Origin of the sequence: Gordonia sp. DT30 (assembly GCF_049844915.1) — a bacterium.
GTDB lineage: Bacteria > Actinomycetota > Actinomycetes > Mycobacteriales > Mycobacteriaceae > Gordonia.
Genome location: NZ_JBNCLY010000007.1, coordinates 139,163 through 151,541, shown reverse-complemented (window position 1 = coordinate 151,541; position 12,379 = coordinate 139,163). Strand labels below are relative to the sequence as shown.

Below are 12,379 nucleotides of genomic sequence, written 5' to 3'. Positions count from 1 at the left end.
GTCGATGATCAAGCAGTTGTCCGGTGATGCGGGCGTCGCCGCCCCGCCGACGACCACCACGATCGCCGATGTCGTCGCCTACCGCATCAGTCCCGACGACACGGTGGCGCTGGCGGTCTTGTCGGGTCCGCGGACCTCGGGCTCGCAGACGACGGTGTGCTTCGAGGTGTGGGAGCCGGGCGGGTCGCAACCCGACAACTCTCACGTGGCGTCGACGGAGACGTTCGTCGTCTTGCAGGGCGAAGGTCTCGCGCACAGCGACGGGCACAGGGTCCGCCTACGTGCCGGTTCGGTGATCGTGCTGCCCGCCGGGTCGGTGCATCGAATCGAGAACACCTCGACCAGTGAACGCCTCTATTCGGTGACGGTGATGGAGAACGACGACGGTTTCGAGGAACTGATCCGCTCCGGTACGCCCACGGCGCTGACCGACGCGGACCGGGCGGTACTCGCCGGTGCCGACGTCCCGCACACCGGTTGAGCAGGCCCGCGCCGCCTACCCGGCCGCCGCCGACCGCAGCTTCTCCAATAGCGGCCCGGCCGCCTCGGCGAGGAACCTTTCCTGGCTCTCGCCGCCGATCTGCACCAGCGCGATATCGGTGAATCCGGCCTCCCAGTAGGCGCGGATGGCGTCGACGATGGCGTCGAGGTCGGGGCCACACGGGATGGCCTGCGCCACGTCGTCGGGTGTGACGAATTGGGTGGCTCCGGCGAAGGCGGCGGTCGTCGGCAGGTTCGAGTTCACCGGCCAGCCGCCGCCGAACCAGCGGAACTGATCGTGTGCCCGGGCCAGGGCGGTGTCGCGGTCGGGGTCCCAGCTGATCGGGATCTGCCCGATGGCGCGGGTCAGTGCTTCGGCGTCACCCTGCCCGATCGAGGTCGTCGCGTCGTTGGCGTTCCAGTGCTCGATCAATTCCGCATTCGGTTCGGTGGCGATGAGATGGTCTGCGAGCGGACCGAATTCGTCGATGCCGCGCGGACCGGACACCGCCACACCGATCGGTACGCCGTCGTCGGGTAGATCCCAGATCCGCGCCGAATCGACCTGGAAGAACTCACCGCGATGGTCGACGTATCCGCCGTCGTGGAGGGCGCGGATGATCTCGATGGCCTCGGCGAGCATCGCCTGCCGTTCGCCCACGGCCGGCCAGCCGGCGCCGACGACATGCTCGTTCAGGTTTTCCCCGGCGCCGAGTCCGAGAGTGAACCGACCCTCGGCGAGTAGTTGCAGCGTCGCGGACTTCTGGGCGATGACCGCCGGGTGATAGCGGATGGTCGGGCACGTCACGTACGTCATCAACCCGACGCGCTCGGTCGCGTACGCCACCGCCCCGAGCACCGTCCACGCGTATGGTGCATGCCCCTGCGACGACAGCCACGGAAAGTAGTGGTCGCTGGAGACCTCGAAGTCGAATCCGGCCTCCTCGGCGGCGACCGCGTCGCGAACCAGCTGTCGGGGACCGGCCTGCTCGGTCATGAGGGTGTATCCGAATCGTGTCTCCATAATTCGCTCCTGACTCGATATGGCGTTTGGAATCGATGACACGGTGAAAGCTGGGCCATGTTCTAGACCCTCAAGCTCTCGACCGAAGAAAGCTCTCGACCCGAAGAAAGCGACGGTGGATCCGATGGCCGATACGGCAGGTTCCGGGCGTTCCGATGCGCCCGACGAAGCGACCTCGGGTGAGGTGCGCTCCGATGATGGGCCGGTGAACACCGTGCTCCTCGACGTCGACGGTACCCTCCTCGACTCCAATCATCTGCACGCTTTGGCGTGGCAGCGGGCCTTCGCCGGTCACGATCTGTATCCGGAATGGTGGCGAATCCATCGCGCGATCGGGATGGGTGGCGACCAACTCGTCGGCGAGGTGTGCGGCTCCGACGTCGAGGACTCGCTGGGCGATCAGCTGCGCGACGAGTGGGCGCAACGCTATCGCGAACTGGTCGGCGAAGCGTACGTGCTGCCGAAGGCGCCCGAGTTGATCCGCATGCTCACCGGCGCCGGGTACCGGGTGGCACTGGCATCGTCGAGCGCCAAGGAGTTCACCGACACCGCGTTGGAGATCCTCGGCATCTCGCGGTCCGACGTCGACGTGGTGACCAGCGCCGACGATGCCGACACGTCGAAGCCGGCGCCGGATCTCCTCGGCGTCGCGCTCGAACGCGCGGGTGGCGGGCCGGCGATCCTGGTCGGCGACAGCGTGTGGGATGTGGCGTCGGCATCGGCGCTCGGGATCCCGTGTCTGAGCGTCCGGACGGGCGGGTCGGCGGCCGCGGAGCTGCTCGACGCGGGTGCGGTCCGCGTCGTCGACGACGTGGCCGCGCTGGTCACCGAGGGTTGGCGGCCGTGACCGGTCGGGCGGTTCACTACTCTGTATAGCCGTGTCCCCCGCATCCCTTTCGGTGATCTCCGACGCCGTCTCGGTGCGCGTACCGGCCAAGGTGAATCTGCACCTGGGGGTCGGGCCCCTGCGTGCCGATGGCTACCACGACCTGGTCACCGTCTATCAGGCGCTCTCGCTCTACGACGACGTGACGGTCGCGCAAGCCGCCACCCTGGAGGTGACGCTGCGCCGCGAGGGCGGGCGCGGCGCCGACGCCGCCGAGGTCCCGCTCGGCGACGACAATCTGGCCGTCCGGGCGGTCCGCGCTCTCGGTGAGTGGGCCGACCGCGATCCACGTGTGACGATCGAGATCGTCAAACGCATCCCCGTCGCCGGCGGCATGGCCGGCGGCAGCGCCGACGCGGCCGGCGCGCTGGTCGCCCTTGCCGCGCTGTGGAAGCTGGACATCCCGCGCGCGCAATTGCTGGAGATCGCCGCCGGATTGGGTAGTGATGTGCCGTTCTCGGTGCAGGGCGGAACCGCCTTGGGTACGGGCCGCGGTGAGCAACTGATGCCGATGCTGGCCCGCGGTGAGCTGCATTGGGTGCTGGCCTTCGCGCGCGAGGGCCTGTCCACCCCCGCGGTCTTCGACGAGCTCGACCGGCTGCGCGCCGACCACTCCGAGACCTTTCCCGAGCAGAACCCGCGACCCGACGAGCTGATGGCTGCTCTCGCCGCCGGGCGTCCCGAACAGATCGCGCCGCTGCTGCACAACGATCTGCAGCCGGCGGCACTGAGTTTGCAGCCGGGTCTGCGTCGCACGCTGCGCGCCGGGATCGATTCCGGCGCGCTCGGCGGCATGGTCTCCGGGTCGGGACCGACGTGCGCGTTCTTGTGTGCCGACGCCGACGCCGCGGTGGCCGTCGCCGCCGAGCTCTCCGGTGCCGGGGTGGCCCGTTCGGTGCGTACCGCGGCCGGGCCGGTCGGCGGTGCGACGCGGCAGACCCCGGGCCGATGAGGGCACGATGATGCGCCGAGGACTGCGGCGCCGACTGCTGCCGTTGCTCACCACGGCACTCGTCGTCGCGACGGCCGGCACCGCGTCGGCCGTCGCCGCGCCGACCTCCGCGGCCCCGGCGGCAGCAGGCGCTCCCACCACGACCCCGGCAACCCCTGCCACGGACACGGCCATCCCGGCCCCGGCCGGCCCGGCCGCCGGTCGGGTGCTGTCGAGCAGTGCGATCGCGCGGACAGACCTGCCGCCCGGTGCCGCATCCGGACAACGCGTCACCTATGTGACGCGCGACCAGAACAACCGAATGGCGTTGTCCACCGGCGTGTTCTACGTTCCGCTCGGCAACGCACCCGCCGACGGGTGGCCGATCTTCTCGTGGGCGCACGGCACCACTGGCATCGCCGACGAGTGCGCACCGAGCCGCACCCGCCGCGGCGACGGCGTCGAGCGCCCCGTCATCGATGCGCTGAAGCGTGGATATGCCGTCACCGCAACCGATTACGCCGGGCTGGGGTCGGCGGGGGAGTCCGAGTACCTCGGCGGCCGGGCCGCCGCGCATTCGGTGATCGACATGATCCGCGCTGCGCGGGCAGCCGAGCATTCGCTGGGCACCGAGTGGGTGTCGGCCGGCCACTCGCAGGGCGGCCACGCGGCGCTGTTCGCCGGACACGAGGCGCCCGGCTACGCGCCGGAGTTGCGGCTGCGTGAAATCCTCGCGCTCGCACCGGCTTCCGGCATCGAAGGGGTGCTGACCAAGTCGTTCACCCCCGACGTGCCGAGCCTGGGGCGGATCAACACGGTCAGCGCCCTCTACCTCTACATACTCGCCGGCCTCGACCACGCCCGTCCCGACCTGCACGTGACCGATCACCTCACCTCCGCGGGCAAGCGCTTCCTCGACCTCGCGCGTTCGGAATGCAACGGCGAGGTGTCGCAGGCGCTGCGCTCGGTTGCGCCGGGTTCGCTGCTCGGTTCGGTGCTCGGCGGCGAGCAGTTCGCGGCCGCGCTGGCCGACTACACGCGCGTGCCGACGAGCGGCTACCCGGTGCCGATCCGCATCGACCACGGACTGCTCGACCCGGTGGTCCCCTTCCCGCTGACCGCGGCCCTGGTCCGGTCCATGCAGGCCGCGGGCACCGACGTCGACCTGCACACGCACACCCGCGCCGACCACACCGGCGTCGTCGCGGACTCCGTCGACGAGGTGATGGACACCGCGGCGGCTGCGTTCGGGCGGGACTGAACGGTCGCGCCCGCGGTTGTTATCGTCTACCGGTGTCACCTGCCTCCCCATCTGCGCTGATCAACGCCGACCGCATCAGCAAGAGCTTCGGCATCCGCCAACTGCTCGACGAGGTCAGTCTCGGGGTGCATGAAGGCCAGCGGATCGGTGTGGTCGGCCTCAACGGCGGCGGCAAGACGACGCTGCTCGAGATCCTCGGCGGCATCGTCGAACCCGATTCCGGCCGGGTGTCGCGGGCCGGCGGGGCTCGCGTCGCGGCCGTCACCCAGCGCGGTGAGCTGCCCGCGGGGAAAACCGTCGCCGAGGTGGTGGTCGGTGGTCCCGACGTCGCCGTCCACGAGTGGGCCGGCGATCCGCGGGTACGTGGTGTCCTTGCCGGAATCGGCGTCGACGGACTGCTCGACGCGCGGGTCGACGAACTGTCCGGCGGGCAGCGCCGCCGGGTCGCCCTGGCCGCGGCACTGGTCTCCGACGCCGACGTCCTGATCCTCGACGAGCCCACCAACCACCTCGACGTCGAGGGCGTGGGATGGCTGGCCGAGCATCTGGCCAACCGCCGCAGCGCGCTCGTCGTGGTCACCCACGATCGCTGGTTCCTCGACACCGTCGCCACCCGCACCTGGGAGGTGCATGACGGCCGCGTCGACGAGTACGAGGGCGGCTACAACGACTGGGTGTTCGCGCGTGCCGAGCGGGTGCGGCTGGCCGACGCCGCCGAGGAGCGCCGACGCAATCTGGCCCGCAAGGAGCTGGCGTGGCTGCGTCGTGGGCCGCCGGCGCGCACCTCCAAGCCGCGCTACCGGATCGAGGCCGCCGAGCAGCTCATCAGCGACGTCCCGCCGCCGCGGGACACGGTGACGTTGTCGGCGTTCGCGCGCCGGCGCCTGGGACGGATCGTCATCGAACTCGAGGACGCCCACATCGAAACCCCGGGCGGCAGTGGTGAATCCGAAGAACCGGACGATCACCGGCGGCGGGTGCTCCTCGACAGTCTGACGTGGCGGCTGGCGCCCGGTGAGCGGATCGGTCTGGTGGGCGTCAACGGGTCCGGTAAGACGACGCTGCTGCGTGCACTGGCCGGCGAGGTCGACGTCGCGCCCGGTCGCCGCGTGCAGGGCACGACCGTCTCCATCGGCTGGCTGCGTCAGGAACTCGACGATCTCGACCCCGATCAGCGGGTGCTCGATGCGGTGGAGTCAGTCGCGGCACGGATCATGTTGGGCGACAAGGAGTTGTCGGCATCTCAGCTCGCCGAGCGGTTGGGTTTCACACCGGCCCGCCAGCGCACCCCGGTCGGCGATCTCTCCGGTGGGGAGCGACGCCGACTGCAGCTGACCCGGGTGCTGATGTCCGAACCGAATGTGTTGCTGCTCGACGAGCCGACCAACGACCTCGACATCGACACCCTCCAGCAGCTCGAGGACCTCCTCGACTCCTGGGCGGGAACGATGGTGGTGATCTCGCACGACCGCTACCTGATCGAGCGCATCTGCGACTCGACGTGGGCGCTGTTCGGTGACGGCAAACTCACCAATCTGCCCGGCGGCATCGCCCAGTATCTCGAGCGTCGACGTGAGATGCGCGGTGGCACTTCGGGTTCGGGATCGTCCAAGGTGGGCCTGTCGCAGGCGGCGGCCGGTGCCGGTGCATCCACCACGGACAAGCCTGCGGTGAGTGCGGCCGAGCACCGTGAGGCGCGCAAGGCGATGAATCGGGCCGAGCGCCAGATGACCCAACTCGCCCGGCGCGAGGAGGAGTTGCATGCGGCGCTGGCCGCGGCGGCCACCGACCCGGACCGACTGGTGACGCTGAATGCCGAACTGCGCCAGGTGATCGCGGACCAGGAGGCCGCCGAGGTGGCCTGGCTCGAGGCTGCCGAGGCCATCGAGTGATCGCACCTGTCGGTACCGGCCGCCGCCTCACATCGCGTGTTCCCAGCTGCCGCGGGTGTTCACGTCCGCGGCGTCGGCGAGGGTTGCCAGCTCACCGATCTCGTCGTCGGTGAGGGTGATGCCGGTGGCGCGCACGAGGCCGTCGCCGGCGTCTCGCGCGCACTGCAGCTCGAGGAGGCCGAGGACGAGCATCTGTTCGACCTCGCCCGGCGCCAACGCCGGTCCGGTCCCGCGCCGTAAGCCGACGTTCTGGCGCGACGGGGAGCGCGTCGCCGCCGACACCGTCGCCTACCTGCGTGCCGAGGTTAGGTGGAGCCGAGCTCGTTCGTGCCGGGCGCCGCGTCCCGCTCACACACGTTCGCTGCGCTTCCCGGGGATGAGGAAGGCTAGGGCAAGGGGGATGGCGCTGAGACCGAAGGCCCACCAGAAGGTGCCTGCGAACCCGGCGAGCATCTGCTCCGGAGTGTGGGCGGTGTCCAGGAAGCTCTGGAGAATCACAGCGATGACGGCGACGCCGAACGGCGCGCCGACCGCTGGACGACGCTGAAAGCCGCGCTGCCGCTGGGGATCTCAGCATGACTGAGACTGCCGAAGGCGAGTGTCATGACCGGGTACATGGCGGCACCGAACCCGATGCCTTGCAGGAGCTGACCGCCCAGCAGCAAGAGTTCCCCTCCGTGGAGGCCGACGAAGGCGAAGGGCAGGATGCCGATCATCGTCAAGGCGATTCCGCCGGCAACAACGAGGCGGCCGTCGAGCTTGGCGGCGAGCGGCCGGACCAGGAGGAAGAAGAGCATCGTCCCTGCGCCCTGGGGAATCAGCAGGAGGCCGGTGGCAAGCACGCTTTCGCCGCGAAGCTGCTGGTAGAACAGCGGTAGCAACAGGGTCAGTGCATATGTCGAGAACCCGGCCATGAAGGTGATGACGCTGCCGAGGCCAAAGCTTCGCCGCGCGAAGAGTCGCACGTCGATGAGCGGCTTGCGCCGCGCGGACAGCGAATGCCTGACGAACCCGGCGATGAGAACGGTGCCGATCAGCAGCGGCAGCCACGCGGACACGCTTGCGAAGCCGCCTTCGCCGCCTGCCTCGGAGAGGCTGTAGGCCAACGCGACGACGCCGAGGGGGCAGCAACGCGAGGCCGAGTACGTCCAGCCGGTCACCGGGCCGGCCTCCGACGGCGGGGAGAAGTCGGGTGAGGGCGAGGGTCGCGATGCAGACGGGGACGTTGATGAGGAACATCCACTGCCAGGACCAGTACTGCAGGATGAGTCCTCCGAGGACCGAGCCCAGGACCGGGGCGAGCTGGGCGGGGAGCGCGATCGCGATCATTGCCTTTCCGATCCGCTCGGGGCCGGCAGCGCGGGTGACTCCGCCGTCTGGGCGCTGGTCGCGCAGCGACGCTGGCAGGACCCCGACGCCGCCGACGACGACGTGGAGACCGCGGCGGTCGAGCGTGTCATCGCCCAACGCATCGCACACTTCGGTGAACTCGGGCTCCTCGACACCGACGACCCACGGCGCACGACGGACCACTTCTTCGCGCTCACGGTCCTGTTGGCCTTCAACGAGCAGCCGAACCCCCTCGCCGTGGACCATGGACGGCTTCGAGCGACGATGGTCGACGGTGCGCGCGCCTTCGTCCGCGCATACGGCACCCGGCGATGGCCGCTAGTGTTCCGCGCCGTTAATTCATTGAATATGTTGTAGGGTTGGGTATGGCACGCACTGGACGCCCAAAAGCCGCTTTGACGTTGACCGACGAGGAGCGTGAACAGTTGGCGCGTTGGGCTCGGCGGCGAACCTCGTCGCAAGCGCTGGCGTTGCGATCGAGGATTGTGCTTGGGTGCGCAGAAGGGTTGAGCAACAAGGATGTTGCGGCCAGGGTGGGTGTGTCGCAGCCGACGATCGGCAAATGGCGGTCCCGGTTCATTGACAGTCGCCTGGATGGGTTGGTCGATGATCCGCGACCGGGTAGGCCGGCGACGGTCACCGTCGACCAGGTCGAAGACGTGGTGATCTCGACGTTGGAGACGACACCGGCCAATGCCACTCATTGGTCACGGAAGAAGATGGCCGAGCGGACCGGGCTGAGCAAGTCGACGATCGGTCGGATCTGGAAGACGTTCGAGATCAAGCCGCACCGGGCTGAGGGGTTCAAACTATCCAACGATCCGCTGTTCGTCGAGAAGGTCTACGACGTCGTCGGGCTGTATCTGAACCCACCCGAGCATGCAGTGGTCCTCAGCGTCGACGAGAAGTCTCAAGTGCAGGCGTTGGGGCCGGTCGCAGCCGGCGTTTCCGATGATGCCGGGGATGCCGGAGAAACGCACCCACGACTACATTCGCAACGGGACGACAAGTCTTTTCGCGGCGTTCAATGTCGTTGACGGCACCGTGATCTCGGCGACGCACCGCAGGCATCGAGCCGTCGAATTCAAGAAGTTCCTGGCCAAGATCGACGCTGAAGTTCCCGACGGGCTCGACGTGCATCTCGTGTGCGACAACTACGGCACCCACAAGCACCCCACGATCGCCACCTGGCTGGCCAAGCATCCGCGATTCCACATGCATTTCACCCCGACCTACTCGTCATGGCTCAACCAGGTCGAGCGGTTCTTCGCCGAGGTCACTCGGGACTTACTGCAACGCTCACACCATCGCAGTGTCCAGGCACTGGAGAAAGACCTCCGCCAATGGGTCGCAGCATGGAACGAGAACCCGAAACCATTCATGTGGACCAAGACCGCCGAAGAGATACTCGAATCCCTCGGCAGACTTCTAAAACGAATTAACGGCGCGGGACACTAGCGGCCCGCTGACTCGCCGGCGCCGAACACGGCTTCGGCCGGAATTACGACGTCACCTCGGTTGTCTGCCGCAACGCTGTTCGGTTCTCGGCGATCAAATGGATGTCGGCAACGCCATGGCAGGGTTCGGATGTGGGTTCGCCGGCCGGCCACGATCACCAGGGAGGCCGCGCCGAGGACGAGTCCGACGCCGATCCCCGCGTCGGGCCGCTGCCCGAGCATGCCCCACCCCAGCAGGGCTGACACCGACGGGATGAGGGTGAACAGCATCGACGTCGCCGCCGCGCCCGCGGTGTTGACCAGCCGCAGGAACAGGGTGGTGGCGACCATGGACGACAAGATGATCATCGTCGGCAGCACCCAGGCTGCGCGCAGTGGATCCGAGATCGTCTGAGGTGTGGCCAAAGCCAGTGCCGCCGTGGGGATCAGGGCGACGCCGAGTTGAATGCTGTTGCCGGCGACGAGGTCCACGCTGCCGCAGAACCGTTGCTGGTAGAGGCCACCGAGCGCGACGCCGGCGAGGGCGAGCAGGACCAGTCCGACGGCGAGGCCCATCGTCGAGGCGTCGGCGAGCACCCGCGGAAGGCAGGCGGTGAGCACCGCGGCCGTCCCGACGCCGATCCCGACCCATTGACGTGGCCGCAGCCGGGTGCCGAGCACCGGCCAGGCGAGCAGTGCGGTGGCGACCGGGTTGAGTGCGATGACGAGGGCGACGATGACGGCGGGGACATCGAGTTGCAGTGCCAGATAGGCACATCCGAACTGGAGGAATTGGGTGAGCAGCCCGACCACGGCTACGTGCGCCAGCATGCGACCCCGGGGGAATGTGCGGTGGGTCAGCGCTGCGATCAGGCCGAGCGCAGCTGCCGAGCCCGCGAAACGGATGGCCAGCAACGCCATCGGCGACATCGCGGTCACGCCGAGCGCGCCGAGCGGGTAGCCGAAGGCCCAGAGCAGGACGAAGGCCGATGCGGGCACGAGGGGGATTCGCATGTGTCAAGCGTGCGCGACGACCATCGGCGCGGTCCAACAACGATCAGTAATCGTGATTGATCAGTGAACGGCATCGATCTAGGCTGGTCGTCATGGCCAACACCGTTCTCGACATCACGCCATTGCGCAGCCTGGTGGCGGTGGCCACCTGTGGCGGTTTCCACCGTGCCGCCACCGCCCTGCATCTCACCCAGTCGGCCGTCAGTCAGCACGTCCGGCGGCTCGAGACGGTGACCGGGATGCGTCTGGTCGAGCGGGAGGGCCGTGTCACCCGATTCACCCCGGACGGTGAGGCGCTGCTCGCGCACGCCCGCACGATCCTGGCCGCGCATGACGAAGCGGTGCGGCGCTTGAACATCCGATCGTCGACGCCGACGCTGACGGTGGCGACGAGCGAGCACGGAGCCGATTGGGCTCTACCGGTGCTCTCGCAGATTCTGCGCGAACAATGCCCCGGGCATGCGGTCAGCTTCCGGCTCGAACGCAGCAGGCGGGTGATCGCGGCGATCGACAAGGGGGATGTGGATGTCGCGGTCTATCACGAGCCGATCGGCCCGCGTACCGAGCTGTTCGGGCCGCAGGTGGCGATGCGCTGGTTCGGTGCCCCGGATCTCGTTCTGGATCCCGAACGGTCCGTGCCGCTGATCGTCTTCGACGAGCCGTGCTCGACGCGCGGCGTGGCGCTCGATGTGCTCGGCAAGGCCGGGATCGACTTCGGCATCGTCGTCGAATCCGCCGACCTCGCAGGCGTGACCGCCGCGGTCCGGGCAGGTCTCGGGGTGGTGTTGCTGCCGGTGGTCAGCCGGCCGCCGGAAGGGATGCGGGAGGTGACATCGCTGCCGCCGTCGCCGCCGTGCGCGCTACAGGTGCGATTTGCGCCGACCGTCCCCGAGTCGGTTCAGGCCGCAACGCGTGCGGCGCTGGCCGAGATGACCTCCGGTGTCGAGGCGGTCGGCGAGCCCGCGGTGGCGACGCGCTAGCGTGAAACGCATGTCCTACATCCGCACCAACGTCGCCAACAGTGTCGGCGAGGTCATCCTCGACCGGCCCAAGGCGCTCAACGCACTCGACCAGACGATGGTCGACGACATGTACGAGGTACTGCTGCGCTGGGCCGACGACGACACGATCGAGACCGTGTTGCTGACGTCCGCCAGTGACCGTGCGTTTTGTGCCGGCGGCGACATTCGCGCGATACGCGACAGCGCGCTCGCCGGTGACGGCGACGCCATCATCCGATACTTCTCCCACGAGTACCGGCTGAACCAGCTGATCGCCGAATACCCCAAGGCGCACATCGCGTTGATCGACGGCGCGGCGATGGGCGGGGGACTCGGCATCAGTGTGCACGGTGAGATCAGGGTGGTGACCGAGAAGACGATGATCGCGATGCCCGAGACCGCGATCGGTTTCTTTCCCGACATCGGTTCCACCTACTTCCTGCCGCGGCTGCCGCAGGGTGTCGGAATGTGGCTGGGCCTCACCGGCGCACGCGTGCGCGGATCACAAGCACTCTCGGTGGGACTGGCCACCCACTATGTGCCGTCGGCCGAATTGGGTGGTGTGGCCGACCGAATCCGTTCCGGCGCACCACTGGTCGAAGTGCTGACCAGCTCACCCGACAAGCATGACGACCATCCGCCGCTGCCGGTGGAGAAGATCGGCGAATATTTCTCCGACACCAACGTCACCGCGATCGTCGGCGGTCTGCGTGGAGCGGTCGGCGACGAGTGGGCCACCGAGATGCTGGAGTTGCTCGAGCACGCCTCACCCACCAGCCTGTGGGTGACCGCCCGACTCCTCGAACTCGGCGCGTCGTCATTGCTCGACGAATGCCTTGAGCGCGAACTGCATGCCGCCGAGAAGATCACTGCCACACCCGACTTCGCCGAGGGAGTGCGTGCCGTCCTCGTCGACAAGGACCGTAACCCGGCCTTCGACCCCGCCGACATCGACGCCGTCGACCCGGCCGAGGTGGCCCGGATCGTCGGCGCCTGAGAGTTCAGCCGGACGCCGACGACCGGGGCCGGGGCTCTATGAAGTTCTCAAACAACAATTGCGGTCCGGGCGCGCCGGGTGCACGGGTCGGAAAGTCGTTGCAGGTA

General features: G+C 68.5%; 12 protein-coding genes and 3 pseudogenes. 9 read left to right on the top strand and 6 right to left on the bottom strand.

Annotated elements, in window-relative coordinates:
- The first annotated feature begins 4 nt into the window (after positions 1 to 4).
- Complete coding sequence (locus ACLQ3C_RS09455; RefSeq protein ID WP_425704796.1) at positions 5 to 481, top strand: cupin domain-containing protein; 477 nt, start codon at positions 5 to 7, stop codon at positions 479 to 481.
- 15 nt (positions 482 to 496) lie between these two features.
- Here ACLQ3C_RS09455 and ACLQ3C_RS09450 read toward each other — a convergent pair whose 3' ends face one another.
- A complete protein-coding gene (locus tag ACLQ3C_RS09450) occupies positions 497 to 1,504 on the bottom strand; it encodes a TIGR03557 family F420-dependent LLM class oxidoreductase (protein ID WP_425704795.1) in 1,008 nt (335 codons plus the stop codon).
- 124 nt (positions 1,505 to 1,628) lie between these two features.
- Here ACLQ3C_RS09450 and ACLQ3C_RS09445 point away from each other — a divergent pair, with 124 nt between their 5' ends.
- Genes ACLQ3C_RS09445 through ACLQ3C_RS09430 form a run of 4 tightly spaced genes read left to right on the top strand, consistent with a single transcriptional unit; the run spans position 1,629 to position 6,474 of the window.
- The gene (locus ACLQ3C_RS09445; protein ID WP_425704794.1) at positions 1,629 to 2,351 is read left to right on the top strand and encodes an HAD family hydrolase; all 723 of its coding nucleotides are present in this window, start codon (positions 1,629 to 1,631) and stop codon (positions 2,349 to 2,351) included.
- Positions 2,352 to 2,382: 31 nt separating this feature from the next.
- Positions 2,383 to 3,342: a 4-(cytidine 5'-diphospho)-2-C-methyl-D-erythritol kinase gene (locus ACLQ3C_RS09440; RefSeq protein WP_425704793.1), complete on the top strand. Its 960-nt coding sequence runs from the start codon at positions 2,383 to 2,385 to the stop codon at positions 3,340 to 3,342.
- A 22-nt stretch (positions 3,343 to 3,364) separates the two neighbouring features.
- Complete coding sequence (locus tag ACLQ3C_RS09435) at positions 3,365 to 4,582, top strand: lipase family protein (RefSeq protein ID WP_425704841.1); 1,218 nt, start codon at positions 3,365 to 3,367, stop codon at positions 4,580 to 4,582.
- A 32-nt stretch (positions 4,583 to 4,614) separates the two neighbouring features.
- The gene (locus ACLQ3C_RS09430) at positions 4,615 to 6,474 is read left to right on the top strand and encodes an ABC-F family ATP-binding cassette domain-containing protein (RefSeq protein WP_425704792.1); all 1,860 of its coding nucleotides are present in this window, start codon (positions 4,615 to 4,617) and stop codon (positions 6,472 to 6,474) included.
- A gap of 27 nt (positions 6,475 to 6,501) precedes the next feature.
- Here ACLQ3C_RS09430 and ACLQ3C_RS09425 read toward each other — a convergent pair whose 3' ends face one another.
- The 4 genes and pseudogenes from ACLQ3C_RS09425 to ACLQ3C_RS09410 form a co-directional block, all read right to left on the bottom strand.
- On the bottom strand, positions 6,502 to 6,756 hold the full coding sequence (locus ACLQ3C_RS09425) for a hypothetical protein (protein WP_425704791.1): 255 nt from the start codon (positions 6,754 to 6,756) through the stop codon (positions 6,502 to 6,504).
- A gap of 66 nt (positions 6,757 to 6,822) precedes the next feature.
- Positions 6,823 to 6,972: a hypothetical protein gene (locus ACLQ3C_RS09420; RefSeq protein ID WP_425704790.1), complete on the bottom strand. Its 150-nt coding sequence runs from the start codon at positions 6,970 to 6,972 to the stop codon at positions 6,823 to 6,825.
- A pseudogene (locus tag ACLQ3C_RS09415) lies at positions 6,969 to 7,652 on the bottom strand (hypothetical protein); the annotation flags it as partial. The pseudogene ACLQ3C_RS09415 and the gene ACLQ3C_RS09420, both read right to left, overlap by 4 nt.
- A gap of 16 nt (positions 7,653 to 7,668) precedes the next feature.
- A pseudogene (locus ACLQ3C_RS09410) lies at positions 7,669 to 7,953 on the bottom strand (MFS transporter); the annotation flags it as partial.
- Between ACLQ3C_RS09410 and ACLQ3C_RS09405 the strand changes: the two are divergent.
- Both ACLQ3C_RS09405 and ACLQ3C_RS09400 read left to right on the top strand, forming a co-directional pair.
- Positions 7,906 to 8,181: a hypothetical protein gene (locus ACLQ3C_RS09405; protein ID WP_425704789.1), complete on the top strand. Its 276-nt coding sequence runs from the start codon at positions 7,906 to 7,908 to the stop codon at positions 8,179 to 8,181. The pseudogene ACLQ3C_RS09410 and the gene ACLQ3C_RS09405 sit on opposite strands and share 48 nt — an antisense overlap.
- A gap of 8 nt (positions 8,182 to 8,189) precedes the next feature.
- Positions 8,190 to 9,282: pseudogene (locus tag ACLQ3C_RS09400) on the top strand (IS630 family transposase).
- Here the strand turns inward: ACLQ3C_RS09400 and ACLQ3C_RS09395 are convergent.
- Complete coding sequence (locus tag ACLQ3C_RS09395; RefSeq protein WP_425704788.1) at positions 9,279 to 10,274, bottom strand: DMT family transporter; 996 nt, start codon at positions 10,272 to 10,274, stop codon at positions 9,279 to 9,281. The pseudogene ACLQ3C_RS09400 and the gene ACLQ3C_RS09395 overlap by 4 nt on opposite strands.
- A gap of 92 nt (positions 10,275 to 10,366) precedes the next feature.
- Here ACLQ3C_RS09395 and ACLQ3C_RS09390 point away from each other — a divergent pair, with 92 nt between their 5' ends.
- Positions 10,367 to 11,254, top strand: a complete 888-nt coding sequence (locus ACLQ3C_RS09390) for a LysR family transcriptional regulator (RefSeq protein WP_425704787.1) — start codon at positions 10,367 to 10,369, stop codon at positions 11,252 to 11,254.
- A gap of 10 nt (positions 11,255 to 11,264) precedes the next feature.
- On the top strand, positions 11,265 to 12,272 hold the full coding sequence (locus ACLQ3C_RS09385) for an enoyl-CoA hydratase/isomerase family protein (protein WP_425704786.1): 1,008 nt from the start codon (positions 11,265 to 11,267) through the stop codon (positions 12,270 to 12,272).
- Positions 12,273 to 12,379 lie beyond the last annotated feature (107 nt).

What these genes read in the sequence shown, in the direction of transcription:
- ACLQ3C_RS09455 (WP_425704796.1), top strand. Translation starts at nt 5, where the DNA reads ATGATCAAGCAGTTGTCCGGTGATGCGGGCGTCGCCGCCCCGCCGACG.
- ACLQ3C_RS09450 (WP_425704795.1), bottom strand. Translation starts at nt 1,504, where the DNA reads ATGGAGACACGATTCGGATACACCCTCATGACCGAGCAGGCCGGTCCC.
- ACLQ3C_RS09445 (WP_425704794.1), top strand. Translation starts at nt 1,629, where the DNA reads ATGGCCGATACGGCAGGTTCCGGGCGTTCCGATGCGCCCGACGAAGCG.
- ACLQ3C_RS09395 (WP_425704788.1), bottom strand. Translation starts at nt 10,274, where the DNA reads ATGCGAATCCCCCTCGTGCCCGCATCGGCCTTCGTCCTGCTCTGGGCC.
- ACLQ3C_RS09390 (WP_425704787.1), top strand. Translation starts at nt 10,367, where the DNA reads ATGGCCAACACCGTTCTCGACATCACGCCATTGCGCAGCCTGGTGGCG.
- ACLQ3C_RS09385 (WP_425704786.1), top strand. Translation starts at nt 11,265, where the DNA reads ATGTCCTACATCCGCACCAACGTCGCCAACAGTGTCGGCGAGGTCATC.